The following is a 24,280-nucleotide window of genomic DNA, read 5'->3' as shown; positions in this document are numbered from 1 at the left end:
CGGGGTTGGGGAACTGCTATGGGCGGTTGCTACACGAAGCCGCGCCACATGATGGTCACCGGATGCATGTGCCGCTCCGGGTCTTGGATGATGGTTGAGGTCCACGGCTTTCGGTATACGCGCATGCCGGCGAAGGTCGTGCCCTTGGCGAAGGCGGTGATGATCTGGTCGGTGATGCGGGTGCCCACCATGATCCCTTTGCCGGGGCGGTAGCACGCTGACAGCTGGCCGAAGCCCTGAAGCAGCGACGGGCCATCGTCGGCCATGCCGTAGTTCTGCGTTCCGTTCGGGAACCACTGCAGCTCCAGCCAGCGAGCATCGTTGTCTGTGGGCGGCGTGAAGCTGACCCCAGGATAGGCACAGGTCAGTCCCTGGTCGGCGGCGAACTGGATCACCAGCGCGACGAAGGCGTTGTAGATCGCGGTGTTGCTCATGGAATGCGTGCCTTCACCTTCGCGGTGACCTCTTCGACGATGAAGTCCCAATTCTGCGCAGCGGCTCGCATGAAGCCATTGCCGGCCTGCTCGTACTGCCGGCCCAAGCTGTCCTTGCCGCTGAATCCATGCTCCATGCGCATCGCGTAGGCAGCTGTCCAGCCGGCCCACACTGTCTCGCCCAACTGCAGAGATGCGAAGACCAGCGCGGGATCCCCACTATCCGAGGTTGCAGGTCCATCCTTCGACGCCGCCCTCGAGTTGCGCAGCGTGCCTGTATCCACCGGCATCTTTCCGCCCTTCGCCTTCGGCGTGCTGGCCTCATCCATCACCGCCTGCGCCGATTCGCGAAAGATGGCCTCCTGCCGCTGCTTCGCCTTTTCCGCGAATGCACGGACCTGGTTACCGAACTTGCTTGCCACGTAGCACCTCCGCCGTCATGTCGATCCGGTACTGCTTCATGCAGCGACAGCCGACGATCTCCTCCGGGCCCGCGCCCAGGCTCGTGTCGCCCGGGTAGTTCAGCAGTGCGCCGCTGGGCGACTGGAATGGCTCGCCGAAGGCGCGCCGCTGCCCGTTCATGGCTTTGTGCGTGTGCCTGGTGCGCTGGTCGCCAGTGTCCGACCACGTGCCGATGACGTTGTCTGCCGACAGCGCGCCGGATTCGATCTGCTGCCGATACGCCTCCTCGCGTCCAGCGCTTAAGCTGCCGATCGACTCGGTGCGCGCAATCATCTCGCCACGCAGCTGCAGCTGCCGGTCGGCGTAGCGTCCAGCGATCTTGTCGATGTCCGCCTGCGATACCGGCTTGCCGGCGGCGATGGCGCGCTTGACGATGCCGTCGAGGCGCTTGTCGCGGCGCTTACGGCCGAAGTACTTCGCCATCTCCTTCGGGTCACCGCTGGCCAGCTCCCCGCGCATGCTCTGCACGAACTGGCCCTGCTGCGATGTCAGGCCCAGCACGCCGCCGGTGCGCCGACCCGTGTCTCCTACGCGCCCCACGATGTCCAGCGCGCTCTGACGCGGATTGCGGCCAGCGACCATGCCGCTCTCCAGCACGTTGCGAATCAGCGTGCGCTGGTCGTTGACGATGCCGGTGATGAGGTTGCTGGACTTGTCGCGCAGCCAGGCCTCGGCGGTGGGGTTGCGCAGGTCGAAGCTCGGGCGCAGCGCGGGCGAACGCACGTCCTGCCGTGGCTTGTAGTTGCCGGTGATGATCGGATCCAGGCTGAGCCGCATCTTCGGCATCTCCGACACACCCTGCTGCCCGCCTGCCGCGTAGGCGTTGCGCAGCGCTTCGCCCAGATCCGCAAAGCGCGGCTCGTCCAGCCCCATGACGGTGAGCACGTCGTCGATCCGCCCGGCCTGCAGCAGGTCCGCGATGAGCTGCACGCCTGCCTGACTGGTGACCTCGGATATCGCCTTGAGGAACGCGCGCGCGATGGCCGGCTCCAGCTTCGCCGCCAGCTGTTCGAGTTGGCGGGAAGTTGTTGCGGCCATCAGCGTCTCGCATGGAATTCGTACATGAGGATCTGCCCGCCCGGTGACAGCGGCTGCAGGTCAATGAAGCGATACAGCACGCTGCCGAGCAGGATCCTGTCGTGCAGCGTTGGCTCAATGGCGACATCGGTGGAGATCAGCCCCAGCTTGTCCCCCTGCAGCACCAGCGTGGCGTCGCGGTTGGTCAGGCTGTAATCGACTTCCACCACCTTGCAGTCGTGCCGCGTCGGTGGCCCCTGCTGCGGGTTGTGCGGCGGCCCGGTGATGGCGCCGTCGCGCTCCAGCTGTGTGGCGTATCCGTAGCCACCGATCAGCCTGCGAGCGGTCGCTTCCAGTCGTGCATAGAGCGCGGCGGCCATCAGACCACCCCCACGGCTGGCATCACCATCGGGCGACGCAGCAGCGGCGCCAGGATCTCGTCGATGCCCGGAATGACCGGACGGTTTGGCGTGCTGCCTGCAGCGGTGCTGGCACCGTATGAGACTTCGATCGGGCCGACCTTCTCGCGCGTGACCTGCGCGCTCGCGACGTAGTCCGGCGATAGGCTGCCGGGCTCGATCAGCTCGCGCAGCGCTGCTTCGTACGCCGCGTGCTCAACCTCGATAGGCACCACGTCGGCGGCAATCGGGTTGCCGTCGTAATCCAATGCGCCTGTGCGGGGCCATTCGTTCGGCTGGCCCCGCCCGTCAGTGCGCACGCCGGGGAACATCGACTGCCACCGGCCCGAGGACAGCAGCACCCGATACCGGCCGTCGATGTAGTCGGTACCGCGCACCAGTGACGCCGTGCGGGCCTCCTCGCTGCCTGCTGCCCATGCCGTGTTGCCACGGATCCGGTGATAGTCGTCTGCTCCTTCCAGCGTGCCGTACATGGTCAGCTCCCGGTCTTGGACTTCTCGGCTTCGTCCAGCGCGGCCTGCAACTTCTCCAAGCCCCAGCGCTTGTCGTGCTTGATGCCGCCGGCTTCCAGCTTTGCGATCAGATCGACCTTCTTCTGGTCATCGGCGGCCTTCGCGTCGATCACCGCCTGCGCGGCAGTAGCGGCTTCGGCCTTCAGCGCGTCGAGCGATGCGCTGATACGTGCCTCGCGGTCCACCTCGTCCAGCGAATTCCAGTCTTCCAGCGACAGGGCCGAGGCCTTGAACGCGTGCTGCACGACATCGTCGCGCGTGACGCTGTCGCCGCCTTCGATGAGCAGGATGCTATCGGGCAGGTTGAACGTGCCGAGCAGGAACGGCGCGGTGTCGTCCTCCGACTCGCTGAGGATGTTCGCGGCGAGCCACGCCTGCACGACGGCGTTTTTCTTGATGGCCTGCCAGTTGGGCACGATGGCCGGCGAGCCGGGAATGATCTCGGTGCCGTCCGGCAACGCCAGCGGCGTCTTGTGGTTATTGCTGATCTTCATTGCATGCTCCGGTGTGGCCCCGCCGGTGACGCGCGGGGCCGTTGTGGATCAGATGCCGTCGACGTAGACGACCTGCTTCGGGAGGCGCACGTCCAGGCCGCCCAGGCGCATCACGCCCGGGATGTCCCAGCGCAACGGGCCGGACTGCCACGCGGGCAGGAAGCGGTGCGGCATCGGCATGTGCAGCTTCAGCACGTTGGCGTCGTAGCGGTACGCGACCATGCGGGGCACGCCGCCGACACCTGCGGTGTCCAGGCCGCGCTGGCCCCGCACGGTCAGTGGCTGCCCTGTCTGCACGGTGTAAACGTTGTTCGCCAAGAACCATTGCAGGATGGTCATGTCGCTGTTGTCGCTCATCTTGCGAGTGGCGATCAGCAGGTAGCGCAACCAGGGAAGCAACAGTCGATCTGCGATCGCTGCGGTGTTCGTGCCATTGAACACATTCAACAGCGCCTGGTTCATGTCGCCGACAATCTCGTCGGGAGTGGCGTTGGGCCAGTCGCCAGTGGGTGCCGCTACCGGAGTGACACCTGCTGCGTTGAACAGGCCGCTGAACCCCTTGCTGGCGTCGCCGAACAGCGCGACGCGGTCGACCATATCCTCGGATGCACGACGCGCGACGGCTGCGTCCTCGTTGGGCAGGTTGATACCGAGCAGCTGTGCGCGGCCGATTTCTTCCCAGCCGTAGCCGTAGCCGATACCAGCGGTGTGCACGCCGGTCTGGAACTGCGAGCGGTTGGTGCCGGCCTTCGGGATATCGTCGGCGTTGCCGTTGATCCAGTCGGCCTTACCGTACTGGTCCTGCGAGTAGTAGGTGACCGACGTGGCGAACTCGCTGCCGGACGTATCGACCGGGATCAGGTCGCGGTACTGGATGTCCGGATAGACGGTGCGGTAAACGCCGGGCTCGATGATCGTGGTCTGCGAGACCACGAAGCCCATGACTACCTGGGCGTCGAAGAGTGGATGTGCACGCATGCGGATAGGCTCCTTAGCCGAGACGGACGACGGCCAGCTGGGCTGCCGCGGTGGTGCTGGTGTCCCAGCGGGCGCCATTGATGGCGGTGTTGTTGGTGGCGACGTTGGTGAACGCGCCGGCTGCGGTGAGGTACACCGGATCGCCGGCGGCGACGGCGACCGAGGCGGTCACCCAGATGTCGCCCTTGGTGATGACGCGCGCCGATGCACGCTGCGGGAACAGGTCCAGGCCCGTGGCCGAGCGATCCAGCAGCGTGATGCCGACGAACTTCAGGTTGGCGCCGCCGAACGTGACGATGCCCTTATCCGTCGCGCCCTGTGCCACGGCCAGGCCGAACGCGAGGCCGGCGACGTCCTCGACAGTGCGAGAGATGACGGTGGACGGGATCATCGTGGCCTGCATGCCGCGCGTGGCTGCAGGCTGGATGTCCGGGTAGTTGGTTTGCAGTGCCATGGCTTAGGCCCCCTGGTTCTTGGTGCGGTAATCGAGGCCGGCGACGGACGCGGCGTAGCCGTTGTCCTGCACGACGGTGCGGTGTGCGGCGCCATCGCTCAGTGCGCGCGCGACCGGGTCGAACGGCTTGACGCCATCGGCGAGGATGTCGAAGCGCGCCTCGATGTAGGCGTCGCCCTTGCCGGCGATGGCGGCGTCGCCGAGCTTGCCAATGACGGCCGCCTTGCGAACGTCCGCATCGCTCTTGCCGCGGTAGTCGGTGTCGTGGATCGCCTTGGCCGTGGCCAGCAGGTCACCACGCGCCTGCACGCGCGCGTCCAGGGCAGCGGCGTCCAACACCTTGCCCTTCAGGTCGTCGATGGCGGCATCGCGCTTGGCGATCTCGGCATCCTTCAGCGCCAGGGCTGCGGTGTGCTCGGTCGCCTGGCGCGCGGCAACTGCGGTGGAGTCGGAGAGCTGGCGCTGCAGCTTGTCGATGGCGATGGCGCTGGCGTCGGTGCATTCGACCGGCAGCCCATCGACCATGACGGTCCGGGTGTTGGTGTTGCTCATGGTGTTGTTCCTCGTTGGGTTGTCGGCGCGATCCTTTCCACCGGGGGCGCGCCCATCCCCGATGCGAAACTGAGAGCCGGCCCGGCCACGGCGGACCAGGGCCAGGTGGTTGTTGCGGATGTTTCGCTGCACCGCGTCGTAGTGCTCGCCTTCCGGCGTGGTTCCAGCTGTCCAGTCGATCTCGGCCGAATAGCCCTGCGACAGCTCGCGCTTGCCGGCCTCGTAGTCGGTGATGGCCTGTTGATCCATCAAGACCAAGGGCACGCGCACGCGCGTCTGGTCGTGGGCAACTTCGTCTCCGGTCTGGCCGACCGCGTACTTCTTCCAGTTGTCAGCGTTGACCTGTTCCGGCGGGTGGTCGTTCGTCATGGGCCGATGCGCATAGCTGCGCAGCGTCTCGTCGGAGAACACCTCCTCCGGCGGTCGATACAACCGCACCACCTCCAGATCAGGCCGCCCGAGCTCGCTGCCCAGGTAGTCTTGGATGCCCGTGCGCGCGACGAATGCCTCAGCCACGAGGTAGCCGTCCGCGGTGCGGCGTGGCGCCGTCACCGAGACTCGATCGGTTAGAAACATTGGGTACTCCTGATATATGTAGAGGCCCTGCAGCCCGCGCTACACTTGCCCCGAAGCAAATTTCCCGGGGGAATCCATGCGCCTCATCGCTTTCATTGCTGCTGCGCTCTGCGCGCCTGCCGTAGGCGCCACCGATCTTCTCTGCGATGGACAGATTTACCTTCCGCCGAGCGATCCAATCTCCCAATCCAGCCTGGCCACCGTCGATTCGAAGTCCGGAACAGTTCGGATCAAAACGCTCAATGGATGGGCTGTCGGCCCTCTCGGTAATGACCCACAGACCTACATGGGGATTTTGGTGACCCCTTCAGGTAAGACTTACTGGTACAACCTTGATCGCTACACGGGCGATGCAATCTGGATGATCCATCCGACATCTGTTGTCGAATTCAAGGGAAAGTGCCAACTTACAAAGCCGATGTTCTAAGGCTCACTACCCGATCGATATCTGATCCTGCACAGGCACGGCAGCTATCGCGGCTGCCGCCATCTCTTCCTCGCCCTGCTCTTCCTGCCAGTCAGGGTTCGCTTTGGTGAAGTCGTCCATCGCCGACTCCAGGCCAGGCGCCACGCCCGCCTCGGTCAGCATGTTCACCGCCACCTCGGCCAGCACCTCGTCGGGAATGAGCTTGGTGTCGGCGAGGGTCTTGATCGTGTCGGCCGTGGTCTTGCCGTTGGTGGCGCGCTCGGTGTCGCTGGTCTGCCACAGGCTGCGCCAGCTGTAGAACACGTCCTTCGGTCGGCTGCCGAGCGCCGAGTAGATCAGGCACTCATCCAGCACCGACATGGCCGGCGTGTAGATGAGCTCCTGGCTTGCCTTGATACGGTCGTAGTAGTTCCGGATGTCGTTGTCGCCGGTGCTGTTCAGACCGCCGGGCGACTGCCCCAGCAGACGCGTCAACGGGATATCCGCCGCGCCCGACACCTGCTGCAGGAAGGCCAGCATCACATCGACCAATCCGCTGAAGGAGGCCGACTTCTGCGTGTACGTCTCCTCCCCATCCAGCACCAGCATGCCGTTGATGCCCTTGGCCATCGCCGCGAGCTGCAGGCGCTGAAGCAGCTGCGCCTCATACGCAGGATCTGCCAGCTGCGACATGAGATTCGGGATGTTCAGCACATCGACCTTCGCCTCGAACACCAGGCTGTCGATGTTGGCGCTCGTGTTGTCTGACCGCTTTACCGAGTCGCTCACCGCCATCAGGACCGAGTCGCCCCAGCCGTCACCGTGATCGATGTCCGGATCTGGCCGATGGGCACCATGCAGGATGACCAGCCGCGAGGGGTGAATCTCGACCTGGCCAGCTCGGGCTGAGGTGAGCGTGTAGAACGCAGGCCGGCCGAAGCTGGGCGACTCAGCGTCGCGATCCAGCTCGCCTGCGCTCAGGATGCGCTTGGTCAGCACGTTCAGGTGCTTGATGCCCTCTTTCCTCACCCGCGTCGGGTCCAGGGGCTTGCTGACATCCGACTCGCCGGTACCGATGTAGATCGCTGCGCCACCGAACAGACGCGCCTTGGTGTGCGCCTCCAGCAGCTTCACCTGCAGGCCAAGGCGCGTCTCTTCCGCCTCAAGGGCGCTGATCTGAGTCTGATCGGCATTCCACGTCCGCCAGTTGCGGCAGCCGTCAAGCGCAGGAATGTCGATGATCTTGCGAGCGAGCCACGTGCCGCGGTAGGCGTTGCTGGCATCAATGTCGCTCAGCGGCGCGAGCGCGTAGTGGCTGTGCACCGCCTTGTCGCGCGACGTGCCCAGGTTGGCCACGAGATTGACCAGCCCGTCTTTGAATTGTGCGAGCTTGCCCATCAGAGTGCGTTTCCAAGGTTGTAGGTGCTGCCAGTGACCAGCTCAGCGAAGGCGCCAGAGAGCGCGTCGACCTGGTCGTCGTGTTTGGCGTTTGGGAACTCGGCGATCTCGTCGAGGAAGGCGGCCACCCATGGGCCATTCACCAGCTTGATGTTCCCGGCCTCGGCCTGTGCCTCCACCGGTGTTGCGCGGACCTCCTTCGATCCGGACTCGATCGCGGCCTTGATGTCCCAGCCGGCCAGCAGCTTGACCTGGTGCGCGGCGTTGGACTTGCCGGCGGCGCCAGGATCCTGCGGGATGCGTACCTTGATCGTCCTGCCGTCCTGCCGCGCGGTGTTCGTCAGCATCCGCTCCACGCCGGCGGGCGACACCTGGTCGCGCACCACGTCGAGCACGTAGTAGATGCCGCCAGCCTCGCCCAGCAGCAGGCCGACCGTGTAGTCGGGATCGCTGCTGGTCTTCTCCTTCGGATCGGTGGCGGCGAAGTCCCAGCGCCGAACCTTGCGCGCGGTCGAGATGGCCGGCGCCGCTTCCACGACCTCGAACCAATCCCGCTTGAACGAGCCACCGTCGCGCGGTGTTGGCCGCTGCTGGTACTGGCCGGCATACGCGTAGGTGCCTTTGGCGCGCTTCAGCCGTTCGATCTCGGCGCGGGGGAAGCGCTCCGGAAAGAGCAGCTCGCCCTCCTGGGTGCGCGGATCCTCGAAGAACAGCTTGCCGTCGACGTAAGTGCGGCACGGACCGCCGGTCTTCTTGCCGTCCTTGTCCGTCCGCTCATCCTCGAACTCCATCGGGAGGTTGAGGTGGACGAAGCCCAGGTCCAGCTCCATCGCCACCGCTGCAATGTCCTGCTGGTGCAGGCGCTGCATGATGATGACCATGGCCGACGACGTGATGTCGTTGAGGCGGTCGGTGATGCCCTCGCGGAAGATGCGGACGGCGGTCTTGCGCTCGGCATCGCTCTCGGCTGTTTCGGTCGAGTGCGGATCGTCGACCTTGACCCGGTCGCCACGTCCGCCCGTCATCGAGCTGAAGGGTCGGGCCTCACTGAAGCCGTTGCCGGTGTTCTCGAACTTGCCCTTGGCGTTCTGGTCGCCGCGCAGCTTCAGCGGCCACGCCGCTTGGTACTGGTCGCTCTCGATGAGGCGCCGCAGCTTCAGGTTGTCGCGCAGGACGTTTGGCTGGCTGTAGGAGGTGGCCAGCGTCTGCAGGTCGGCGCGGCCGCATGGACCCCACTCCCAGGCAGTCCAGAACACCAGCACCAGCGACTTCATCATGCCCGGCGGCACGGTGATCAGCAGGAACTGGATGCGACCCTCTGTGACCGCCTCCAGGTGCAGGCACATCGCCCGCAGTGCCCAGCCGATCTTGAGCGGCCGGGTCGGTTCAAGCACGTGCCAGTGCTCGCGAATGAATCCCTCCAGCGACTGCGACCGCGCCCGGATGCCTTCGACATCCTCAGCGATGCGCAGGCGCTCCCGCTCAGCCTCCCGCCTGGCCCTCTCCGCTCGGATCTCCGCCAGCGACGGCAAGCGGACCAAGGATCGATTCAAGGCGATCGAGGTCATCGTCGGACACATTGCTCAGGTCGTAGGTGCCGATGGCACCGGAATGGCGGTGGCGCTCGACGGCGAGGCCGTACAGCTTTGCCTTGCCCATGGTGGCGGCGACCATCGCGGACGCCTGCTTCTCTCCCTGGGCAATGCCCCGGGCTTCCTCCAGCTCTGCAGCCAGGGAATGCACGGTCACGGCTGCCTGCTGGGCGACCTTGGCCTGCGCCTTCTGGATGGCGGCGGCGATGTCGGGTTTGGTCAGGTTCTCCGACCCGACACTCCTGGCGGTCTTCTCGCTGTACCCGGCGCGGATGGCCGCTTGGGTTGCGTTCTGGTCCTTCAGGTACTCGACCACGAAGCGCTGCTGCTTCTGGGTCAGCCCGGGCGCTGCGCGCGCCTTGGGCTTGGGTTTCTTCTTGGGCATGGGTTTGGCTCCCCGGGTGGGGCCGATGGGTCAGGGGAAGAAACCGCCCCACCACAGCAGGGCGAATATCAGGATGGTGGCCACGATGCTGGATACGGCGTCGTGGTGCCCCGTCTTGGGCTCACCGTGCCTGGCGATATCCAGGCCGATGCCGAGCATGGCCAGCGCGAGATAGATCAACTGAGGTGCTCCCAGGCTCATGGCGTCACCTCGGTTGGCTGCTGGACGGCTTGGTATCGGTCGATGGCTTCGTCGCGCTCGGACTGGGCGAGCTCGCAGGCTCGTACAACTCGCGCCGCGCTTGCCCCGCGTAGTCGGTCTTGTTCAGCAGCTTCTGCGGCAGCGGCGGCACCACCGGACAGACGGTCGGTTTCACAACCTGCCCACAGCCGCCGAACCCGGCCAAGCTCGGAGTCACGGCCAGCAACAGCAGCCGCAATGCGTGCGTCGTAGTCAGCATCGATCTTGTCCTCTCGGGTTGTCGCGGAGTCGGCGGCACCCTGGGTGGCTGCAGCCTGCTGGTGTTCTGCGGCCCGGGCGGCCTGCTCACCGGCCAGGGCGCCGAGTGCGGCCCCTGCCTTGTTCTCGCTGGTGGCACCCTCGGCACGATCACCGCGCCAAGCCCAGCCGGCACCGATCATGGCGCCCGACCAGATGAGCGCGGCGATGATGGCGACCGCTGTGCGGTTCACGGCGCTTTCTCCGATACCGCCTTGGTCGCCGACGCACCGCACAGCGGGCAGGCGATCTTGTAGTAATCGCCCTCGCGCTGGTCGGGGTGGCGAATGGCCTCGTTGGTGTTCCACTCGAACTCGGTGCCACAGGTGCGGCACGTGCTCTCGTGTGTGTCACCGATCGAAGGGTGAAGTCCCTGCTTGATGATGCGCATCGTCAGATCCTTGCGTTGGTGTAGGAGATCCAGAGCCAGGCCAGCACGGCCAGCAACACGCCGCACAGCGCGGTGATCAGCCAGCCGGGTGGATCGCGCGGGGGCGGCAGGCCTCGGTCCCAGTGGTCGGCCATGTCAGACCCCACTGCCGCGGCGGGAATTGGTGAGGTAGTGCGCCACCACCCCGCCGAGCGCCATGTTCAATCCGCCGACCAGGCCGGCGAAGATCTCGCGGTTCTCTGGCGGTACCGGCGTGTAGAGCGCAACGAAGAGGGCCGCGCCGTAGAGCGCGAGGATCACGAGTGCGATGCCGAAGCGCGCTGCGCCGATGTTCCTGCTGGCAAAGGTCATGACGCACCCGCCGATGCTCCCATCACCAGCTTCATGACCAGCCGGCTCACCGCACGCTTGTCGCGTTCAGTGGACAGGCTGAAGTAGTCCCATCGGAACTCCTGGATGATCGAGCCGAATTCCACCCAGTCGCCCTTGCGGGCAGCCGCCCAGAGCTCGCTGTTACCGCGCACTGCCTCGGCGCCGATGATGTCGGCGATCGCGATGATGTACGGCAGCGAGGGACGCATCTCCGGGTGGACCGTCAACAGCTCGAAGAATCGACCGCGCAATGTCTCCTGGGCTTGCATGACATCCTCGGTCAGCTCCAGGGTGGCGGCGCGCTCACTCTGCTCACGGGTTTCGATCGCACGGCCGTAGCCCAGACGCAGTACTTGGCGGCTGTCGTGACGCGGGCGGGTTGTTCGGCCCCAGCATTCCTGCAGCAGCAGCACCGCCTCGTTGAGCGATTCGCGCTCTGCGGTTAGCAGGGCTTCGTCGTCCAGGTCCGGCATCGTCATGCACTCCCAACCTTGCCGCCGGCCTTTGTGTACGCCGCGATGAGCTTCTCGATCTTGTGCTCCGGCTGGCCGTAACCGGCACCCGGCAGGCTGGCCCACAGGTTGCGGACCTTGGCCACCGCTTCCACGAAGCGACCGGCCTGGATGTCGGCGATCGCGCGCCGCTCCTTGATCAATTGCAGCGCCCACCGGTCCTGCGAGAGCGGGCCGAAGTCCGGCAGCTTCAGCAGGTCGCGGTAGTGCCCATAGTCCTTGAGCATGAACTGGTAGCGGCCAGACGCGTTGCTGGTCAGCCCCTTCGAGTTGATCGCCTTCGACTTGCGGCCGCCGGCGAACGGATGCCGGGAGTAGTCGGTGAAGATCTCCGGCTTGCGATCGGCGCCGGTGACGATGACGTCATACCCGGCATTCTTCGTGGCCGGGCTTGTGGACGTGCCCTCGGAATGCGCCAGCATGTCCAGGAAAGCCACGACGTTGCGGCCACCGGCTTGTTCGGGCGTGATGACCGGCATGGTCAGTCCTTATGGTAGATAGAAAAAATGGTGCCGCCCGCTCACGGGCTTGAGAGATAACGGTGTACTCCGAGCTAGCGAGGTCAGCCGTGCTGTCCCAACTGACTAGCGGACGAGGCGGAGGCAAGACCTGTAAAACTGGCTGAACGCGGCCGCCACACGTGTGCCAAACTCGCTCAATTAGGAGAGAAAAATGGCTAAACACTATCCGCCCTCATTTAAGGTCGGCCAATTCCACTGCGCTCTCTGCGGTGTTTATGCGAAGCAGGGTTTCGTCGCACTAGCGATGTCCACGCACAGCGGCTACCAGTCACCGGTCTGGAGATCGGAATGCGCTCACTGTCAAGGCAATTGCTACTGGTGGAGGTCTGGCGACAATGAAGGCTATTTACTCAGGCCAGCGACATCGACCGCGCCCCCACCCAACGAAAAGATGCCCGCGAACGTTAGGGCGGTTTACGAAGAAGCAGCGGCAATATTTGGGCGATCGACGCGAGGAGCGGCCGCCCTTTTGAGGTTAGCCGTACAACTATTGATGGTCGATCTTGGTCAGTCCGGAAAACATATTGAGAGCGATATAAAGTCTCTTGTAAAGGAAGGTCTCCCCGTGCTAGTCCAGCAGGCGCTCGACTATTGCCGCGTGGTCGGGAATAACTCCGTGCATCCGGGCACGATAAATCTAGACGATGCGCCGGACATGGCCCTGACAATGTTCGAGATGATTAATTTCATCGTTCAAGATCGAATCGCCGCTCCAGCTCAGCTGCAGGCAATGTATGAATTACTTCCCGAAAGCGCCCGAGATGCGATTGCAAAACGAGACGGCTCGGCTGCTTTGGTAGAAAAGAAGCCCGCTCCGCTGCCGGCTAGGCACGAGGGTTGATCCGGTCTGGGATGCGGGCATTGAAGAACGGCGAGCACCGCCGCGGTGGTCCTGTCCCTTCAGCAGGTCCGCTGCGCCGCGCTGGTCCCGCCCAGCTGGGCAGATCGCGGCAGTACTCTCCGATAGGTACCGACCGCCGCCGGCGGATTGGTGGGCGGCGTCATGTCGCCGGCCCGTGCGCGATCCCGGCGCGCAGCGCCTCGCTTCTCGACGAGGACCTGGCACGCTGGCAGCGGTCGGTATTGGGGCCCCTGAAACGCGAAAACCCGGCGCTAGGCCGGGTTTCAGGGGGAACTTCTGACAGTTGCAGAATTAAGTCATTTGAGTGTGCAACATGTCAAGCCCTTTAACGCACAGAGTAGTGCGCTCTATGAGCGTCGCTTTCAGCGCGGGAGGCTTCACCAACCGCCGTGAGAACTTGCCTGTATAGCTGGGCCAGTTCTAGTCCATTCCAAACCGTCGTACGGTTTGCGATGGCGGCAACCACGATATCGCGTGCAATTTCCTCGCTGCTGGCTGACATTTTCTTATCTCGCAATTACGCGGCGATCCTGCCGCCCATGAAGTCTATCCCGCGCTGCAGCTCCCGTCGGTACTGCCATATCGAAACCGTGCCGCCGTACTGCTCTGCCACCATGCGGGCCTTCACAGCCTGACTCGCCGCAACGGTGAACTCGGTGCGCATCACCAGCACACGAAGCGGGAACTGCCTCGACATCGAAGCCAGCGCCCGGTCGATCCACCGCAGGTCGTCGGGAATGCCGATGTCGACGGCGACCTCCGGATTGTCGTGCGGCCGGTCGGCATCGTTCCGCGCGCGCACCGGATCTACGGCCCAGGCCGGTATCTCGCCCAGCGCCGTCAGCCCTGCCCGCTCGGCCATGAAGCGCCGCCGCTGCCGGCCATCTCGCTCGACCAACTCGCAGAAGGCCCGCTCCACCGTCTTCGGCGCATAGTCCTTGGCGTTCTCCAGCACGTGCCGGCTGCGGTCGGCGCGGCTCAGGGTGTAGCGGTTTGCGTGGGCGTATCCCCACCGGCGCAGCTCAGCGAGCAGCGGATCTTCATTACGCCGCATGGCGAAATTCCTCCAACGTTTCATCATCCAGCCGGAACTGCGGCAGCCTGCCGTCGTCCTGGCACATCCCCATCTGCCTGCTTTCGTTGCCCTGGCAGTGCACGATCCCCAGCGTGCGATCGCGGCAGCTGCAGAACGCACACAGCCCGCGCTTGCGCACTGCCGCCGCGTACCGCTTCCGCAGCAGCTTCTCGTAGTAGGCCTCGGGCCGGCTCAGGTTCGTCGGGTTGAGCGTCATGCAGCGAGGGCTCCCGGCTGGTTCTTCTGCTCGTGCCACAGGGCCAGCAGCAGCGCCTCGGCGCGGCCGTCGTCCTTCTTGCGCTGCAGCTGCGGCGCGGCGGACGGGAAGCGGCGGATGGCCAGCTGCCGCGATGCATCCTTGTCCTTCCCGATCAGCCCGAAATGGCGCTTCCAGCTCTGCGGCTCGGCCAGGCTGAAGGGGATGCCCATCACCTCGAGCACCGCCTTGGCCTTGGCGTAGCTCTCGCCGAAGTTCATCGAGGATTGCGCGCCGGCCTGTCGGCCGTCCTTCGGCGGCATCGCCCGCACCCGCTCCACGCATCCCGCGAATACCGCGCCCGGGTGCTGGCTGCGGATCTCGCGGATGAAGACCGCGATCGCACGCGCATCGACTTCCTGCTTCTTGCCGACCGTCATTGTCGGCATGTCCAGGATCGGGCCAGCCTCGCCGTCGATCAGTGCAGCCACGGCGCCGGACATGCCGGGGTCAATTCCGAACACCACGCGCAGGGTCATCGCGCACCCGCCTTCAGCGCATAGGCCTGCTGCGCCCGCTCGCGTGTACTGGCGATCGCCTTCTGCTTGCCGACGGCGACGCGCCGCTCCACCTCGGCAATCGTGTCGGCGCCGTCGCGGATTGCATCGACGCAACGCGCATAGGCCGGATAGGTGCGCGAGAACTCTGCGACGCTGGCGAACACCTTGCCCTCGAATCGGATCGGGGTGGCGGTCATGGCCGCTTCTCCAGTTCGGCCAGCAGCGCGTCGGCCTGCTTCACCGCGTCGTGCGCAATCCACTGGCTGACCTTCATGTCGTTCACGGCCGCATGCCGCGCCACACGGTTGTAGCCGTCCTCGCTCTGAATGCTGCCGACGATCCCTTGCATCGCCGCCTTCGCGAACTCTTCGCGCTTGGTCAGACTCTCCACACGCTGATCGCCGTTCGAGATCAGCTTCGCTGACTGCTGAATGCTCATGCCGCCTTCCTCCGCTCTGCATCGGCTTCATCCCACCCCTCGCGCCAGGCCTCGCGGAGCAGTGCGCCCTCTTCGCCCATGGCGTACTTCGGTGAGTCGTCGCGCTTCTTGCTGGCCTGGCGCGCGCGGTGGCCGGCGAGCCGGGCGTTCTCGTATTGCTGCTGGTTCATGCTGCCCTCGGGATGTTGAGTAGTTGGTCCTGGTAGGTCTGCCAGGCTTCAGTGCCGCGGCCGCCCAGGACATCGAACGTCCAGATGCGGAACTCGCGGGCGTGGTGCTTGAAACTGGGTCCGAAGACCTCGCGCATGCGGTCGCGGGTCATGCCGGGCATCTGGTCGCCGTCGTGGTGCCAGGCGCCGAGCGCGACGACCGCGTGCTGGCCAATCTGCTTCTGGCCGTGCAGGTCGCCGAGGTTCCGGTGGTGGATCTGCGTGTCGCCGCACTGGATGGAGCGCTGCAGGCCGGCGGCGATGCGCCAGCGGCAGACGACACAGCCGAGTGCACGCGCGGCATCCTGATAGGCCTGCTCGGATCTGGTGGCGGGCTTGATCGCCCGTTTCATGACGGCAGCCCCGTCGAATGAAATTCATTGAGTGGGGTGGCCCGAGCATGCATCCTGTGAAGCCAAGACAAGGACGAATACATATGAGCGACACGCAGCTTTGCGTCCCAGTAATTTGGAAGTTTTGCGAACTGCCCGAGGCATGGTCTGTCTGGGCGGCCTTCCTCCAAGCAATGCTTGCCGCCCTGGCCATTTATTTCGCTGCGAGGCTTGCAGGAGGCCAGGAAAAGCGCCTCGTGGCACGGAAAACAGAAATTTTTGTCCAACGAATCGTGCAGGCTGCCATGCAGGCTGGTCGAATAAAGACGTTTTTCCAGGGCGGCGCCAAAGAGGAGCCTCGCGACCTCGTCTACAGCGCCCAAGCAAAGATCTTCGAGTTGTACGGACAATCGCTTCGCGCGGTTCCGCTGGAAAATGTGGTGGACGCACGCCTCTTGGTCCCCCTTCACAATGCAGCTACGGCCTGCGAAATAGTGGCCGAGCTGCTGAAGAAAGAGGTGCCCAAGGCTCGTGAGGAAGTGGCCGATTGGTTTGACAAACTGGGGAATGCTCAAAACTCCCTTTTCACTAGTTACAACCAAGCCTTTGCTGTACAGGCTGAGTTCGACTCCACACCTCTTACTGCTCTGCTCAAGAGGAAGTTCCGAGAACTTCGTATGACAAGAATTCGCGGTTTCCATTAGGCAGCCCTCCGTGTTGGCGCTGGCTGCGTGCCCTGCCCGTTGGCTATCATCCAGAACTCGGTGAGCACGTCGTTGATCAGCACGTGCGCGTAGGCGCTGCCGATGTGGCGCGTTATGCCTTCGAACAGCCGCCGGAACTCGTCCTCATCCATCGAGTCGAACGCCAGCGACCGCGCGACGGTGACGGGGATCGTTTCGATCCTCGGCAGGACCTCGCGCAGCAGCTTCGCGGCGCCAGGTCCGAAGGCTGCATCTGACGCGGCGAGCACAGCAGCGACCACCGGCGTAGCGTCCATGTCGATCTGCTCGCAGCAGACGTTCGCCTCGCGCTGCAGCCGCTTGATCGCCTCGTGGCTGTCCAGGTTCTCCCAGCCTTCGACGTTCTCAACCATCAGCTGACCGATCTTGTGCAGCAGCCGGTGACGCCAAGCGTCGCGCGGCGCCTTGATCTCCAGCCGCACCTCCTGGCCGCGCCGGTAGCCGCGCTGCTTCATCAGCTCGCGGTCGACCGGATGCTCGGCGAGCATGGCCAGCCGCTCCTCGCCGGTCTCCATCACCACCACGCGCTCGATCAGCGCATAGATGGGACGCGATGCGCGCTTGGCGCGGATCTTCTTTGCTGCAGCAGTCATGGTCATGCGTCGACGTCCTGCCGCGGCGCGCGCGGAGTGAGGCTGCGGAAGCCGCGCGGGCGCGGGACCGGCTTGCCGTCGTCGCTTTCGACCGGCGCTGGCTCCCAGTACTCGGGTAGGTTCTGGAACTTGAAGCGCTCCGGCATGTAGAGCACGCGCACCTCGCCAGGCGGGCCACTGCGCTGCAGCGGAACCAGCAGCTCGGCGGTGCCCTTCCAGCGGCTGTCGCGGTGGTACACCTCGTCGCGGTAGATGAAGATCACCGCATCGGCGTCCTGCTCGATCGATCCGGAGTCACGCAGATCCGCAGGCTGCGGGCGCTTGTCGGGGCGGTCCTCTAGCTTGCGATTGAGCTGAGAGAGCAGCAGCACAGGCACACCCAGCTCGCCGGCCAGCAGCTTCAGGCCGCGGCTAATATCGCCGACGCCGTTGGCGCGGTTGTCGCCCTGGATCTCCATCAGCTGCAGGTAGTCGATGACGATCAGGCCCAGCGGCGTGCGTGCGTGCTGCTGGCGCGCCTGCGAGCTGACGTGCTCGACGCGTGCACGGCGCGGCCGGCTGACGAAGATCGGCGCCGCGCGCAGCTTGCGCATCGCGCTAGTGACGTTCGTCCAGTCCACGTCGTCCAGGTCGCCGGAGCGGATCCGATTGCCATCGATGCCGCCGACCGATGCCAGCATGCGGTCACCCAGCTCCTCCGCCTGCATCTCGAAGCTGAAGACCGCGACCGCTTTGCGCAGGTGCAGTGCGACGTGCTCGGCTACGTTCTGCGCCAGCGTGGTCTTGCCCATCTTCGGGCGTGCCGCAAGGACGTACAGGCCGCCCGGCTTCAGGCCACCCAGCAGGTCATCCAGGTCGTCGATGCTGGTGGTGATGCCGTGGATACCGCCGCCGTCGCGGGAGCGCTCGCCCAGGCGTTCGAACACGCGATCCATCACCGGAGCCACCGCCTCCAGCTCGCAGGGCTGGCTGTCCATGAGCGAACCGATGCGCGTCTGGGCGGCGCCGATCAGCTCGATGCTGCTCTGCCCGTCCGGGTTGTAGCCTGCGTTGGCGATGTCGGTGCCGACCTGGATCAGCCGGCGCAGCCGCGCCTTGTCCGCCACGATCTCCGCATAGGCGCGGATGTTGGCCGCAGACGGAGTGGTGCTGGCCAGCTCGATCAGGTACGCGCCATCGGCCACCTGCTCCAGCAGCCCCTGCGCTTTGAACCAGTCGCCCATGGTCACCATGTCGAACGGCCGGCGCGGGTTCGCTGTCGCCATCTCGCGGATGGCGCGGAAGATCAGCACATGGTCGCGGCGGTAGAAGTCGCCCTCCTCCACCAGGTCGGCGATGTCGTCCCATGCGCGGTTGACCAGCATCAGGCCGCCGAGAACAGCCTGCTCGGCTTCCACGCTGTGCGGCGGCATGCGCAGCTGCTCAAGGTGGTGAGGCTGGTGATCGCCGCCGCTGGCGTACAGATCGGCCATGCGCTCAATTTCATCGTGGACGCTCATGCGGCCACCTGCCCTGCTTGCGTTTCCGCATCGCGCACTCGGCGGTACTGCTCGCCGGTCGTTGTCAGCGTGTAGCCGGTCATCGGATGCAGGAACCAGATTTTCTGCCAGTTGCCGCGCACCGCGTTGCGGAACACCGCGCGCCAGTCGGCGTAGCGCTTGCCATCCCCGCTGTAGCGGTCGGCGAAGGACAGCCAGGCCAGTTCGATGAACTCCTCGGGGATCGCCGCCTTCTCCGCCCAAGCGAACACCGGGTCATCAGCACGGATTGCATCTTCGTCACCGAGCGAAGCGTTCCAGCTGTCGAAGGTCTGCATGCGGGTCTTCGACGAAACACTGGCGGGTGCTTCGCTGTTGTTGCTTATAGGTTCTTTACGGTTAGACCGCAGCTGCTGCGGGGGTGACTGCGGCATTTGCGGTGGTTTGTGCAGATTTTGCGGTGGTTCGACTGCGGCATTTGCGGGGGTGCAGCTGCTGCGGGGGTGCAACTGCTGCGGGGGTTCGTAGGCATCGGGGGTGATGACGTAGCGCGTGTGCCGGCCATTCGAACGGTCGGCGGTGACCAGGCCGACGGACTCCAGCCAGCGAATGGCGCTGTGCACTGTTCGCTCGCTGAGACACGTGCGCTCGCAGATGGTTGGAATCGAGGGCCAGCAGTGGCCCTGGTCGTTCGCGTTGTCGGCAAGCGAGATGAGCACCGCCTTGGGCGACGGCGGCATGGCCATCGGCCAGCACTTGGACATGATCAGCGTGCTCATACCAACCGCCCTGCCCGCTCCATGCGCTTCACCTGGCGATGGCTACGGCCCTCGCATTCGCGTTTCATGTCGAGCCAGTAAGAGCGCGCAACGGCCTTCTTGCCGGCTCCCTGCGCCTTCCTCAGTAGCTCCGCCAAGCGGCGGATGCGGCGCTCTCGGCGCCAATCCTCGAGCAGCTGCAGGATCATGCTGCGGCCCTCGTGACCTTGGCCTCGGCGAACGCGGCCTGCGCCATCTGGCCGAAGATCGCCTGCAGCTGGCCGCACAGCGTTGCCAGTGCCTTCGCCTCATTGAGGGTGAGCACCTGGTCTGCGTACGAATCGGCGATGAGCTTGCAGAGCTTGCCCTTCAGCTCGCCGGCATCCAGCAGAGATTCGACAACGCCACCGGCCAGCGTCACGTCGGCACGCTGGACGATGAAGTCGTGCTCGGCGGCCAGCGCGTGCAGGATCCGGAAGTCGCCGCTCAGCCCCATGATCTCGCTGGCTTCGGCCAGGGTCAGGTGGTGCGTGCGCGTGTTCGGGTTGACCTTGCTGCGGAGGACGGCCGCAGACATCTGCTTCTCCTCGCCCTTGTCGTTGATCGAGATCAGGCGTGTAGCCAGGGCAAGGCTGCCGCCGGGATAGTCTTTGACGGTCTTGTGTGCTGCATCGGAGATGTTCATTGGCGGGACACCTGAACGGGGATCGTGAAGGGACCATCCGCCACGCTTTGCGCCATGGACGCACTGCAACGACGGATCAAGTCAGCGAGAAGAAGGGCCCCAAACGTCACGACGATCGTGCGTGTGGGAGGCAACGTGTTTGGGCTGCGGTGGGTCGACGGCCGCATGCTGGTGAAGCTGTTACGGAAGGGCTGAGGCATGGCCAAGGAAGGCGTCGCCCCCCTTGCGGTAGGCTGCGGCTACGACACGCACAGCCCGCAGGAGGGCGACATGGAACTGTTGAATCGACAAGCACAGCGACAGCTGCTGGAGAAACTCGCCGAGGCCTACCCAATGGGATTGCCTGGCAGCGCGTTGGGGGCAAACGCGGACGACAACGCGTCCAGCGTCAACATCTGGTACCTGCACGAGCACAAGCTCGTCGAAGCTAAGCGCTACGACGGCATCGACGGAACCATGTTGCTCGGCGAGGTCAAAATCACCGCACGCGGCATGGACTTCCTGATGGATGACGGCGGGCTTGGCGCTGTGCTGGGCGTGGTCACGATCAAGCTGCATGAGGAGACCCTTCGTCAGTTGATCGAGTCGAAGGTTCGCGATTCGGATCTGCCCCCGACACAAAAGACGCGATTGCTTGATCAGCTTCGCAAGCTGCCTGCCGAGACCACAAAACACCTCGCCATGAAGCTGGTGGACGCGGGTCTGAAGCACGCGCCTGATGCACTTCAGCTACTTCAAAATGCTGTGGGCTAGCAGCCATGCGACGCATCACCAACCAGCTGCTTTCCGTGAGGCCGATGCAGAACTCATCGACGTTGATCGCCCGGTGCCGGTCTTCCACGAAGAGGCCGCGCGGTGCTGCAACCAGCGCGTGGATTTTCACGTCAGGCAGCATCGGCCACCTCCCCTGCGGGGTTGGCCGGGACAGCTGCAGCAAGATCAACAAGCCGCTGACCCAACTCCCAGTTGGGCTGCATCAGCCCGCGCGCGATTCGGTTGATGGTGGATTGCCGCGAACCGGCCTTAGCGGCAATCGCCACCTCGGTCAGTCCCGACTGCTTGAGCTTCGTGATGGCTTGGGAGGGGTTCATGGGGACTGATCCTATCCCGTTCCGGATAGCTTCGCAATCCCGATCCGCGTTTCACAGTCTGAATGCGTTCCGGCACCATGCGGATATGGATAGAGCGCGCAAAAATGTGATGTCGCTGATGGCCGGCCGTAGCGTGAAAGCGGTGGGCGATGGCTCTGGCGTTGGGCAGACGTGGCTGCAACGCTGGCTCAATCCAGATTCGCCAAGCGGCATCCGGAAATCCAACTCCGACAAGATGCGGCAGCTCGCCGATTTCTTTGAGGTCGATGTCGAACGACTCATGTGGTCGGACCTAGCCGACCCAGCGCCCCCCGCTCAATCTCAGAATGTGGGACGGCAAAGGGACATGCTTCGTGTGGCGGTTCGAGTCGTCGCCATCATCAAAGAGGCAGGAATGCTTGATGTGTCGGACGACACCTACGCCGATGTGCTTTACGAGACGTTGGTCAAGGCGCAAGAGTTAGGAATTGGAGAGGACGCATCCGAGCTGGAGGTCGTCCGTGTGGCGGCGCAGGTCGCCAATGCATACAAACGGGGTTGAGATGGGATTGAGCGAAAAGGAACTACGCGAGCTAGCAAGTCAGGTTGCTGGCGCCATGGGCGCCAAACCGGGGAAGAGACATCTCTTTGCTGTGGGAGCAGATGGAACGGCTCCGCAGATGACTGCAATGCAGCGCGATGTCCTCTACGCTCGGCTGGCCGATCTTGTTTCCCAATACAACCTCGGTTGGCTAATTCGTCAGGACACCATGGAACACCTTGGCATTGTGGAATGCCTTTCAGATGAAGAACTTCGCTTGCTTATGTCGCGCGTCGAAATCGCGGTGGAATGCGTGCACGAGGGAGTTCCTTTTGTCGAGCGCGGCTTAGTCAAAGGGGCAAGCTGCAACTGGGTCGCGTAGGAGGACAAGATGAAATTCAATCGAACAGCTTTGATGTGCGCCATTGCTCTCTTGTCGGCTTGCAGTGCCGATCAGAGATCTCCAGATGATCAGAAGCACCCCAAGCCAGCACAGACCAGTGGAGATTCAAGCTTCCTCGGCTTAAGCCTGGGCGAACCAATTAACTTCCTTCAGTGCAGCACATACGGGCCGGATGGCGATTACAAGATTCCAAGCCTTCAGGAAAAAACCCCATGTTGGTATCGGCTGCGTGGCGGACCAACATCGCAGCTAGCACCTCCAGCAGACGATCGCTACATCGGCGTTATGTTCCAAGAGAGCCAAGTGCCGCTCGGTGTATCCACAAGGGCGTGGGCAAGTATTGAGGATGGCCTTCTGGGCAGCGTCGTCGCATACCCCGCACAGGAGAATGATGAGGATGCAGGGCGCATTCAAAGCTTGTTGGTGTCCAAGTACGGATCGCCCAACGCTTTCTCCAAGGACGCGGCGGGGACATGGAAAACTGAGGCACTCCTCATTCAGCACTACACAACCGGAAAGACACGCGCAGTGATAGTCAGGACGCATGCTTTCATCTCAGCGGAGGCTGCGCGGTCGCAGAGAGAACGTGACGCCGAATACAGGAAGCACGCCGAATCGCTCTAGTTACGCGCATCGGATGACTTTACGAAAGCCCCACCCAGTGGGGCTTTTTTTGTGCCCGATGATCGACCCCGTCCAATTAGATGAACAAATCTAACGCCGTTCATATATTTCCTATCCGGAAATATCCCGTTAGGGATTGCACTGCTATCCCGTTCCGGATATCTTTCATCCATCGCAACGAACCACCCGGATCCCGCCGGGGACGTGCGACGGAGAACGTAGATGTCCAGCACCCGCTGCCACCCGTACCACCCGCAATGCGGCTGCGCGACCTGTAGCCGGCATGAGCTGTCCGACGAGCGCGCCGACGTTCTGGCGCTGGCCCTGCACCGCGATGGCAGCGTACTGAGCGAGGCGTTGGGCGAGCTGACGACCGAGCAGCTGGCCCTGATCGCCGGCCACCTGGCGCAAGGCAACGACGCTGGCGCGGCAGAGATCCTGCGCACCACCATCACCGACTACATCGCCAGCGAGATCGATCGGCGCATGGACGACGTGGGCACCACGAAGCTGGAAACGGTGCAGCACATGCTGACGGTCTACGAAGCCACGCCGGCGCCGATTGCCGCAATGCCGTGGCAGGTGGCCGCATGAGCGCCACTTACCTCAATCCCTGGCACGGCAAAGTGGCACTGTCCAGCGAGTGCACGCCCACATTCACGACGGATTCCAAGCCAAAGCAACATCGCGGGTTTCTGATCTACCAGCGCGTCCCGGGATCGTTCGAGGTTGTGAAGGATGGGGTTTGTCTGACGCAGCGCGCTGGCCTACATGGCGCGTTGTGGGCGATCGACAACCTGATCGACAACCCCAACGACTGGCAAGCACAGCGGATGGCTGGTTACCTGGCTCTCGCGACGCAGGTGCCGGCATGAGCGCCGTCATCCCCTTCCCCACCGCTGCACGCGGCGCCGACCTGGTGCGCGACATCGCGCTTGATCGTGGCTATGGCGCGATCACCGTGGCGCAGCTGGTGCGCACCTTCAATCCCGACAACGTGCGCCCTCTGCGCGTGCAGGCATCGCAGCACGTGCGCGATCCGGACCAGTCGGCAACGACCTACTTCGACGGCCCGGAGGCTGCGTGATGGGAGACATGGGCGACATCTTCAACGCGCAACGCGCGGCAACGAAAGAACACCGTGCCGAGATGCTGGGCAAGGCAGATACGACCGGTTGGAAGCAGCACACACCGTGGCACTTCTCCCGGATGTTCGGCGCCAAGCGCGTCGACTGGTGGCCTAGCGCTGGCAAGGCACAGATCAACGGCAGGGAAATGGTCTACGGCCACCGCAAGGTCAACGCATTCATCGCCAAGTTGAAGGCAAAGGAAGTGCAGCCGTGACTGACAAAGAATTCCAGCGCCACATGCTTCGCGAGGACATTCCGTTCGCGATCGTCTGCATGGTCGTGGGCGCTGTGCTGACGCTGCTGGCCCAGGCGGTGTTCTCGTGACTGGCCGCCACTACTACCGCTTCCTGTTCCTCGGCGAGTCGATTTTGTTCTTGGCCGCGCTGGCGATCTTTGCCTACGAACAGGACGCGCACGCGATCTGCTCCGCGCTGCTGATTGTTGCCTTCGTGCTTTCGCTGCACGTTCCGGAGAGCTGGCGCAACGCCCGAGCGAGCGCACACCGCGACCAGGCACAGCCGGCCACAGATAGCACGCCCGAGTTCCCGGAACAGCCGCGCCGCGGCATCCGCTGATCCCCGCCGGTCCGCCGGCACCACCGACGAGGTA

The 24,280-nt window shown here is 64.2% G+C and carries 44 protein-coding genes; 12 read left to right on the top strand and 32 right to left on the bottom strand.

What is annotated here, in order from left to right; genetic code table 11:
- Window positions 1-29 precede the first annotated feature (29 nt).
- From FHT09_RS14680 to FHT09_RS14640, 9 genes are read right to left on the bottom strand one after another with little or no spacing between them, the layout of a single operon-like run.
- Window positions 30-434, bottom strand: coding sequence for a phage tail terminator-like protein (locus FHT09_RS14680; RefSeq protein WP_104605356.1), 405 nt, complete (start codon window positions 432-434; stop codon window positions 30-32).
- Window positions 431-856, bottom strand: coding sequence for a hypothetical protein (locus FHT09_RS14675; RefSeq protein WP_258077185.1), 426 nt, complete (start codon window positions 854-856; stop codon window positions 431-433). Before FHT09_RS14675 ends, FHT09_RS14680 begins: the two co-directional genes overlap by 4 nt.
- Window positions 837-1,934: a phage minor head protein gene (locus tag FHT09_RS14670; protein ID WP_104605354.1), complete on the bottom strand. Its 1,098-nt coding sequence runs from the start codon at window positions 1,932-1,934 to the stop codon at window positions 837-839. Before FHT09_RS14670 ends, FHT09_RS14675 begins: the two co-directional genes overlap by 20 nt.
- Window positions 1,934-2,293 carry a hypothetical protein gene (locus FHT09_RS14665; RefSeq protein ID WP_104605352.1) on the bottom strand — a complete coding sequence of 120 codons (360 nt, stop codon included), beginning with the start codon at window positions 2,291-2,293 and terminating at the stop codon, window positions 1,934-1,936. Before FHT09_RS14665 ends, FHT09_RS14670 begins: the two co-directional genes overlap by 1 nt.
- Complete coding sequence (locus FHT09_RS14660; protein WP_104605350.1) at window positions 2,293-2,805, bottom strand: DnaT-like ssDNA-binding protein; 513 nt, start codon at window positions 2,803-2,805, stop codon at window positions 2,293-2,295. Before FHT09_RS14660 ends, FHT09_RS14665 begins: the two co-directional genes overlap by 1 nt.
- A gap of 2 nt (window positions 2,806-2,807) precedes the next feature.
- Window positions 2,808-3,338 (bottom strand): hypothetical protein, encoded by a 531-nt coding sequence (locus tag FHT09_RS14655; RefSeq protein WP_104605348.1) that lies wholly within the window; start codon window positions 3,336-3,338, stop codon window positions 2,808-2,810.
- A 48-nt stretch (window positions 3,339-3,386) separates the two neighbouring features.
- On the bottom strand, window positions 3,387-4,316 hold the full coding sequence (locus FHT09_RS14650) for a major capsid family protein (protein ID WP_258077184.1): 930 nt from the start codon (window positions 4,314-4,316) through the stop codon (window positions 3,387-3,389).
- A gap of 13 nt (window positions 4,317-4,329) precedes the next feature.
- Window positions 4,330-4,770: a DUF2190 family protein gene (locus FHT09_RS14645; protein WP_104605344.1), complete on the bottom strand. Its 441-nt coding sequence runs from the start codon at window positions 4,768-4,770 to the stop codon at window positions 4,330-4,332.
- Between the two features lie 3 nt (window positions 4,771-4,773).
- Entirely contained in the window at window positions 4,774-5,898 is a 1,125-nt protein-coding gene (locus FHT09_RS14640) for a DUF2213 domain-containing protein (RefSeq protein ID WP_184417000.1), read from the bottom strand.
- Between the two features lie 76 nt (window positions 5,899-5,974).
- Here FHT09_RS14640 and FHT09_RS14635 point away from each other — a divergent pair, with 76 nt between their 5' ends.
- Complete coding sequence (locus FHT09_RS14635) at window positions 5,975-6,325, top strand: hypothetical protein (RefSeq protein WP_104605342.1); 351 nt, start codon at window positions 5,975-5,977, stop codon at window positions 6,323-6,325.
- A 6-nt stretch (window positions 6,326-6,331) separates the two neighbouring features.
- On the opposite strand, the gene FHT09_RS14630 is transcribed toward FHT09_RS14635, so the two are convergent.
- Genes FHT09_RS14630 through FHT09_RS14590 form a run of 10 tightly spaced genes read right to left on the bottom strand, consistent with a single transcriptional unit; the run spans window position 6,332 to window position 11,931 of the window.
- The gene (locus tag FHT09_RS14630; RefSeq protein ID WP_104605340.1) at window positions 6,332-7,702 is read right to left on the bottom strand and encodes a phage portal protein; all 1,371 of its coding nucleotides are present in this window, start codon (window positions 7,700-7,702) and stop codon (window positions 6,332-6,334) included.
- Window positions 7,702-9,270 (bottom strand): phage terminase large subunit, encoded by a 1,569-nt coding sequence (terL, locus tag FHT09_RS14625; RefSeq protein ID WP_258077183.1) that lies wholly within the window; start codon window positions 9,268-9,270, stop codon window positions 7,702-7,704. The genes FHT09_RS14630 and terL overlap by 1 nt, the downstream gene beginning before the upstream one ends.
- Entirely contained in the window at window positions 9,185-9,679 is a 495-nt protein-coding gene (locus tag FHT09_RS14620; protein ID WP_104605336.1) for a terminase small subunit, read from the bottom strand. Before FHT09_RS14620 ends, terL begins: the two co-directional genes overlap by 86 nt.
- Window positions 9,680-9,709: 30 nt before the next feature.
- Window positions 9,710-9,880 carry a hypothetical protein gene (locus tag FHT09_RS14615; protein WP_155410695.1) on the bottom strand — a complete coding sequence of 57 codons (171 nt, stop codon included), beginning with the start codon at window positions 9,878-9,880 and terminating at the stop codon, window positions 9,710-9,712.
- On the bottom strand, window positions 9,877-10,371 hold the full coding sequence (locus FHT09_RS14610; RefSeq protein WP_104613490.1) for a hypothetical protein: 495 nt from the start codon (window positions 10,369-10,371) through the stop codon (window positions 9,877-9,879). The genes FHT09_RS14615 and FHT09_RS14610 overlap by 4 nt, the downstream gene beginning before the upstream one ends.
- Complete coding sequence (locus tag FHT09_RS14605) at window positions 10,368-10,568, bottom strand: hypothetical protein (RefSeq protein WP_104613489.1); 201 nt, start codon at window positions 10,566-10,568, stop codon at window positions 10,368-10,370. Before FHT09_RS14605 ends, FHT09_RS14610 begins: the two co-directional genes overlap by 4 nt.
- Window positions 10,569-10,570: 2 nt before the next feature.
- Window positions 10,571-10,702 (bottom strand): hypothetical protein, encoded by a 132-nt coding sequence (locus FHT09_RS20330; protein ID WP_258072382.1) that lies wholly within the window; start codon window positions 10,700-10,702, stop codon window positions 10,571-10,573.
- A 1-nt stretch (window position 10,703) separates the two neighbouring features.
- Window positions 10,704-10,919 carry a hypothetical protein gene (locus FHT09_RS14600; protein ID WP_047124383.1) on the bottom strand — a complete coding sequence of 72 codons (216 nt, stop codon included), beginning with the start codon at window positions 10,917-10,919 and terminating at the stop codon, window positions 10,704-10,706.
- Complete coding sequence (locus tag FHT09_RS14595) at window positions 10,916-11,413, bottom strand: hypothetical protein (protein WP_104605332.1); 498 nt, start codon at window positions 11,411-11,413, stop codon at window positions 10,916-10,918. The genes FHT09_RS14600 and FHT09_RS14595 overlap by 4 nt, the downstream gene beginning before the upstream one ends.
- 2 nt (window positions 11,414-11,415) lie before the next feature.
- Window positions 11,416-11,931: a glycoside hydrolase family 104 protein gene (locus tag FHT09_RS14590; protein ID WP_104605330.1), complete on the bottom strand. Its 516-nt coding sequence runs from the start codon at window positions 11,929-11,931 to the stop codon at window positions 11,416-11,418.
- A 193-nt stretch (window positions 11,932-12,124) separates the two neighbouring features.
- On the opposite strand from FHT09_RS14590, the gene FHT09_RS14585 reads away from it, so the two are divergent.
- A complete protein-coding gene (locus tag FHT09_RS14585; RefSeq protein ID WP_104605328.1) occupies window positions 12,125-12,814 on the top strand; it encodes a DUF4145 domain-containing protein in 690 nt (229 codons plus the stop codon).
- A 538-nt stretch (window positions 12,815-13,352) separates the two neighbouring features.
- Here the strand turns inward: FHT09_RS14585 and FHT09_RS14580 are convergent.
- The 7 genes from FHT09_RS14580 to FHT09_RS14550 are packed head-to-tail and all read right to left on the bottom strand — an operon-like array spanning window position 13,353 to window position 15,667.
- Window positions 13,353-13,889 (bottom strand): hypothetical protein, encoded by a 537-nt coding sequence (locus FHT09_RS14580; protein WP_104605326.1) that lies wholly within the window; start codon window positions 13,887-13,889, stop codon window positions 13,353-13,355.
- Window positions 13,879-14,127: a hypothetical protein gene (locus tag FHT09_RS14575; RefSeq protein WP_046735406.1), complete on the bottom strand. Its 249-nt coding sequence runs from the start codon at window positions 14,125-14,127 to the stop codon at window positions 13,879-13,881. The genes FHT09_RS14580 and FHT09_RS14575 overlap by 11 nt, the downstream gene beginning before the upstream one ends.
- Window positions 14,124-14,645 (bottom strand): crossover junction endodeoxyribonuclease, encoded by a 522-nt coding sequence (locus tag FHT09_RS14570; RefSeq protein WP_104605324.1) that lies wholly within the window; start codon window positions 14,643-14,645, stop codon window positions 14,124-14,126. Before FHT09_RS14570 ends, FHT09_RS14575 begins: the two co-directional genes overlap by 4 nt.
- Window positions 14,642-14,863: a hypothetical protein gene (locus tag FHT09_RS14565; RefSeq protein WP_047130274.1), complete on the bottom strand. Its 222-nt coding sequence runs from the start codon at window positions 14,861-14,863 to the stop codon at window positions 14,642-14,644. Before FHT09_RS14565 ends, FHT09_RS14570 begins: the two co-directional genes overlap by 4 nt.
- The gene (locus FHT09_RS14560; protein WP_104605322.1) at window positions 14,860-15,105 is read right to left on the bottom strand and encodes a hypothetical protein; all 246 of its coding nucleotides are present in this window, start codon (window positions 15,103-15,105) and stop codon (window positions 14,860-14,862) included. The genes FHT09_RS14565 and FHT09_RS14560 overlap by 4 nt, the downstream gene beginning before the upstream one ends.
- Window positions 15,102-15,275, bottom strand: a complete 174-nt coding sequence (locus FHT09_RS14555) for a hypothetical protein (protein WP_164739496.1) — start codon at window positions 15,273-15,275, stop codon at window positions 15,102-15,104. Before FHT09_RS14555 ends, FHT09_RS14560 begins: the two co-directional genes overlap by 4 nt.
- Window positions 15,272-15,667, bottom strand: a complete 396-nt coding sequence (locus FHT09_RS14550) for a hypothetical protein (RefSeq protein WP_104605320.1) — start codon at window positions 15,665-15,667, stop codon at window positions 15,272-15,274. Before FHT09_RS14550 ends, FHT09_RS14555 begins: the two co-directional genes overlap by 4 nt.
- 83 nt (window positions 15,668-15,750) lie before the next feature.
- On the opposite strand from FHT09_RS14550, the gene FHT09_RS14545 reads away from it, so the two are divergent.
- Window positions 15,751-16,350 carry a hypothetical protein gene (locus tag FHT09_RS14545; protein ID WP_104605318.1) on the top strand — a complete coding sequence of 200 codons (600 nt, stop codon included), beginning with the start codon at window positions 15,751-15,753 and terminating at the stop codon, window positions 16,348-16,350.
- Here the strand turns inward: FHT09_RS14545 and FHT09_RS14540 are convergent.
- From FHT09_RS14540 to FHT09_RS14520, 5 genes are read right to left on the bottom strand one after another with little or no spacing between them, the layout of a single operon-like run.
- A complete protein-coding gene (locus FHT09_RS14540; RefSeq protein ID WP_104605316.1) occupies window positions 16,347-16,988 on the bottom strand; it encodes a hypothetical protein in 642 nt (213 codons plus the stop codon). The genes FHT09_RS14545 and FHT09_RS14540 overlap by 4 nt on opposite strands.
- Entirely contained in the window at window positions 16,985-18,481 is a 1,497-nt protein-coding gene (gene dnaB / locus FHT09_RS14535) for a replicative DNA helicase (RefSeq protein WP_104605314.1), read from the bottom strand. The genes FHT09_RS14540 and dnaB overlap by 4 nt, the downstream gene beginning before the upstream one ends.
- Window positions 18,478-19,239, bottom strand: a complete 762-nt coding sequence (locus FHT09_RS14530) for a helix-turn-helix domain-containing protein (RefSeq protein ID WP_104600763.1) — start codon at window positions 19,237-19,239, stop codon at window positions 18,478-18,480. Before FHT09_RS14530 ends, dnaB begins: the two co-directional genes overlap by 4 nt.
- On the bottom strand, window positions 19,236-19,427 hold the full coding sequence (locus tag FHT09_RS14525) for a hypothetical protein (protein ID WP_104600764.1): 192 nt from the start codon (window positions 19,425-19,427) through the stop codon (window positions 19,236-19,238). Before FHT09_RS14525 ends, FHT09_RS14530 begins: the two co-directional genes overlap by 4 nt.
- Entirely contained in the window at window positions 19,424-19,903 is a 480-nt protein-coding gene (locus FHT09_RS14520; RefSeq protein WP_047130269.1) for a phage regulatory CII family protein, read from the bottom strand. The genes FHT09_RS14525 and FHT09_RS14520 overlap by 4 nt, the downstream gene beginning before the upstream one ends.
- A gap of 198 nt (window positions 19,904-20,101) precedes the next feature.
- Here FHT09_RS14520 and FHT09_RS14515 point away from each other — a divergent pair, with 198 nt between their 5' ends.
- Window positions 20,102-20,656, top strand: coding sequence for a hypothetical protein (locus FHT09_RS14515; RefSeq protein WP_104567259.1), 555 nt, complete (start codon window positions 20,102-20,104; stop codon window positions 20,654-20,656).
- 131 nt (window positions 20,657-20,787) lie between these two features.
- Here FHT09_RS14515 and FHT09_RS14510 read toward each other — a convergent pair whose 3' ends face one another.
- Window positions 20,788-20,994 (bottom strand): helix-turn-helix transcriptional regulator, encoded by a 207-nt coding sequence (locus FHT09_RS14510; RefSeq protein ID WP_146096451.1) that lies wholly within the window; start codon window positions 20,992-20,994, stop codon window positions 20,788-20,790.
- Between FHT09_RS14510 and FHT09_RS14505 the strand changes: the two genes are divergently transcribed.
- The 8 genes from FHT09_RS14505 (at window position 20,993) to FHT09_RS14470 (ending at window position 24,246) form a co-directional block, all read left to right on the top strand.
- Window positions 20,993-21,535, top strand: coding sequence for a helix-turn-helix transcriptional regulator (locus FHT09_RS14505; RefSeq protein ID WP_181141253.1), 543 nt, complete (start codon window positions 20,993-20,995; stop codon window positions 21,533-21,535). The genes FHT09_RS14510 and FHT09_RS14505 overlap by 2 nt on opposite strands.
- Window positions 21,536-21,590: 55 nt before the next feature.
- Window positions 21,591-21,896 carry a hypothetical protein gene (locus FHT09_RS14500; RefSeq protein WP_184416999.1) on the top strand — a complete coding sequence of 102 codons (306 nt, stop codon included), beginning with the start codon at window positions 21,591-21,593 and terminating at the stop codon, window positions 21,894-21,896.
- A 9-nt stretch (window positions 21,897-21,905) separates the two neighbouring features.
- Window positions 21,906-22,541, top strand: a complete 636-nt coding sequence (locus FHT09_RS14495; protein ID WP_146096448.1) for a hypothetical protein — start codon at window positions 21,906-21,908, stop codon at window positions 22,539-22,541.
- Between the two features lie 222 nt (window positions 22,542-22,763).
- Complete coding sequence (locus FHT09_RS14490) at window positions 22,764-23,135, top strand: hypothetical protein (RefSeq protein ID WP_104605306.1); 372 nt, start codon at window positions 22,764-22,766, stop codon at window positions 23,133-23,135.
- A complete protein-coding gene (locus FHT09_RS14485) occupies window positions 23,132-23,416 on the top strand; it encodes a hypothetical protein (RefSeq protein ID WP_047124367.1) in 285 nt (94 codons plus the stop codon). Before FHT09_RS14490 ends, FHT09_RS14485 begins: the two co-directional genes overlap by 4 nt.
- Window positions 23,413-23,628 carry a hypothetical protein gene (locus tag FHT09_RS14480; RefSeq protein ID WP_104605304.1) on the top strand — a complete coding sequence of 72 codons (216 nt, stop codon included), beginning with the start codon at window positions 23,413-23,415 and terminating at the stop codon, window positions 23,626-23,628. Before FHT09_RS14485 ends, FHT09_RS14480 begins: the two co-directional genes overlap by 4 nt.
- Window positions 23,629-23,636: 8 nt before the next feature.
- Window positions 23,637-23,885: a hypothetical protein gene (locus tag FHT09_RS14475; RefSeq protein ID WP_104605302.1), complete on the top strand. Its 249-nt coding sequence runs from the start codon at window positions 23,637-23,639 to the stop codon at window positions 23,883-23,885.
- Window positions 23,886-23,991: 106 nt separating this feature from the next.
- Entirely contained in the window at window positions 23,992-24,246 is a 255-nt protein-coding gene (locus FHT09_RS14470; protein WP_104605300.1) for a hypothetical protein, read from the top strand.
- Window positions 24,247-24,280 lie beyond the last annotated feature (34 nt).

The organism is Xanthomonas sp. CFBP 8152 (genome assembly GCF_014199025.1).
In the GTDB taxonomy this organism is placed as follows: domain Bacteria; phylum Pseudomonadota; class Gammaproteobacteria; order Xanthomonadales; family Xanthomonadaceae; genus Xanthomonas; species Xanthomonas arboricola_B.
This window is presented reverse-complemented; position numbering and strand designations above follow the sequence as displayed.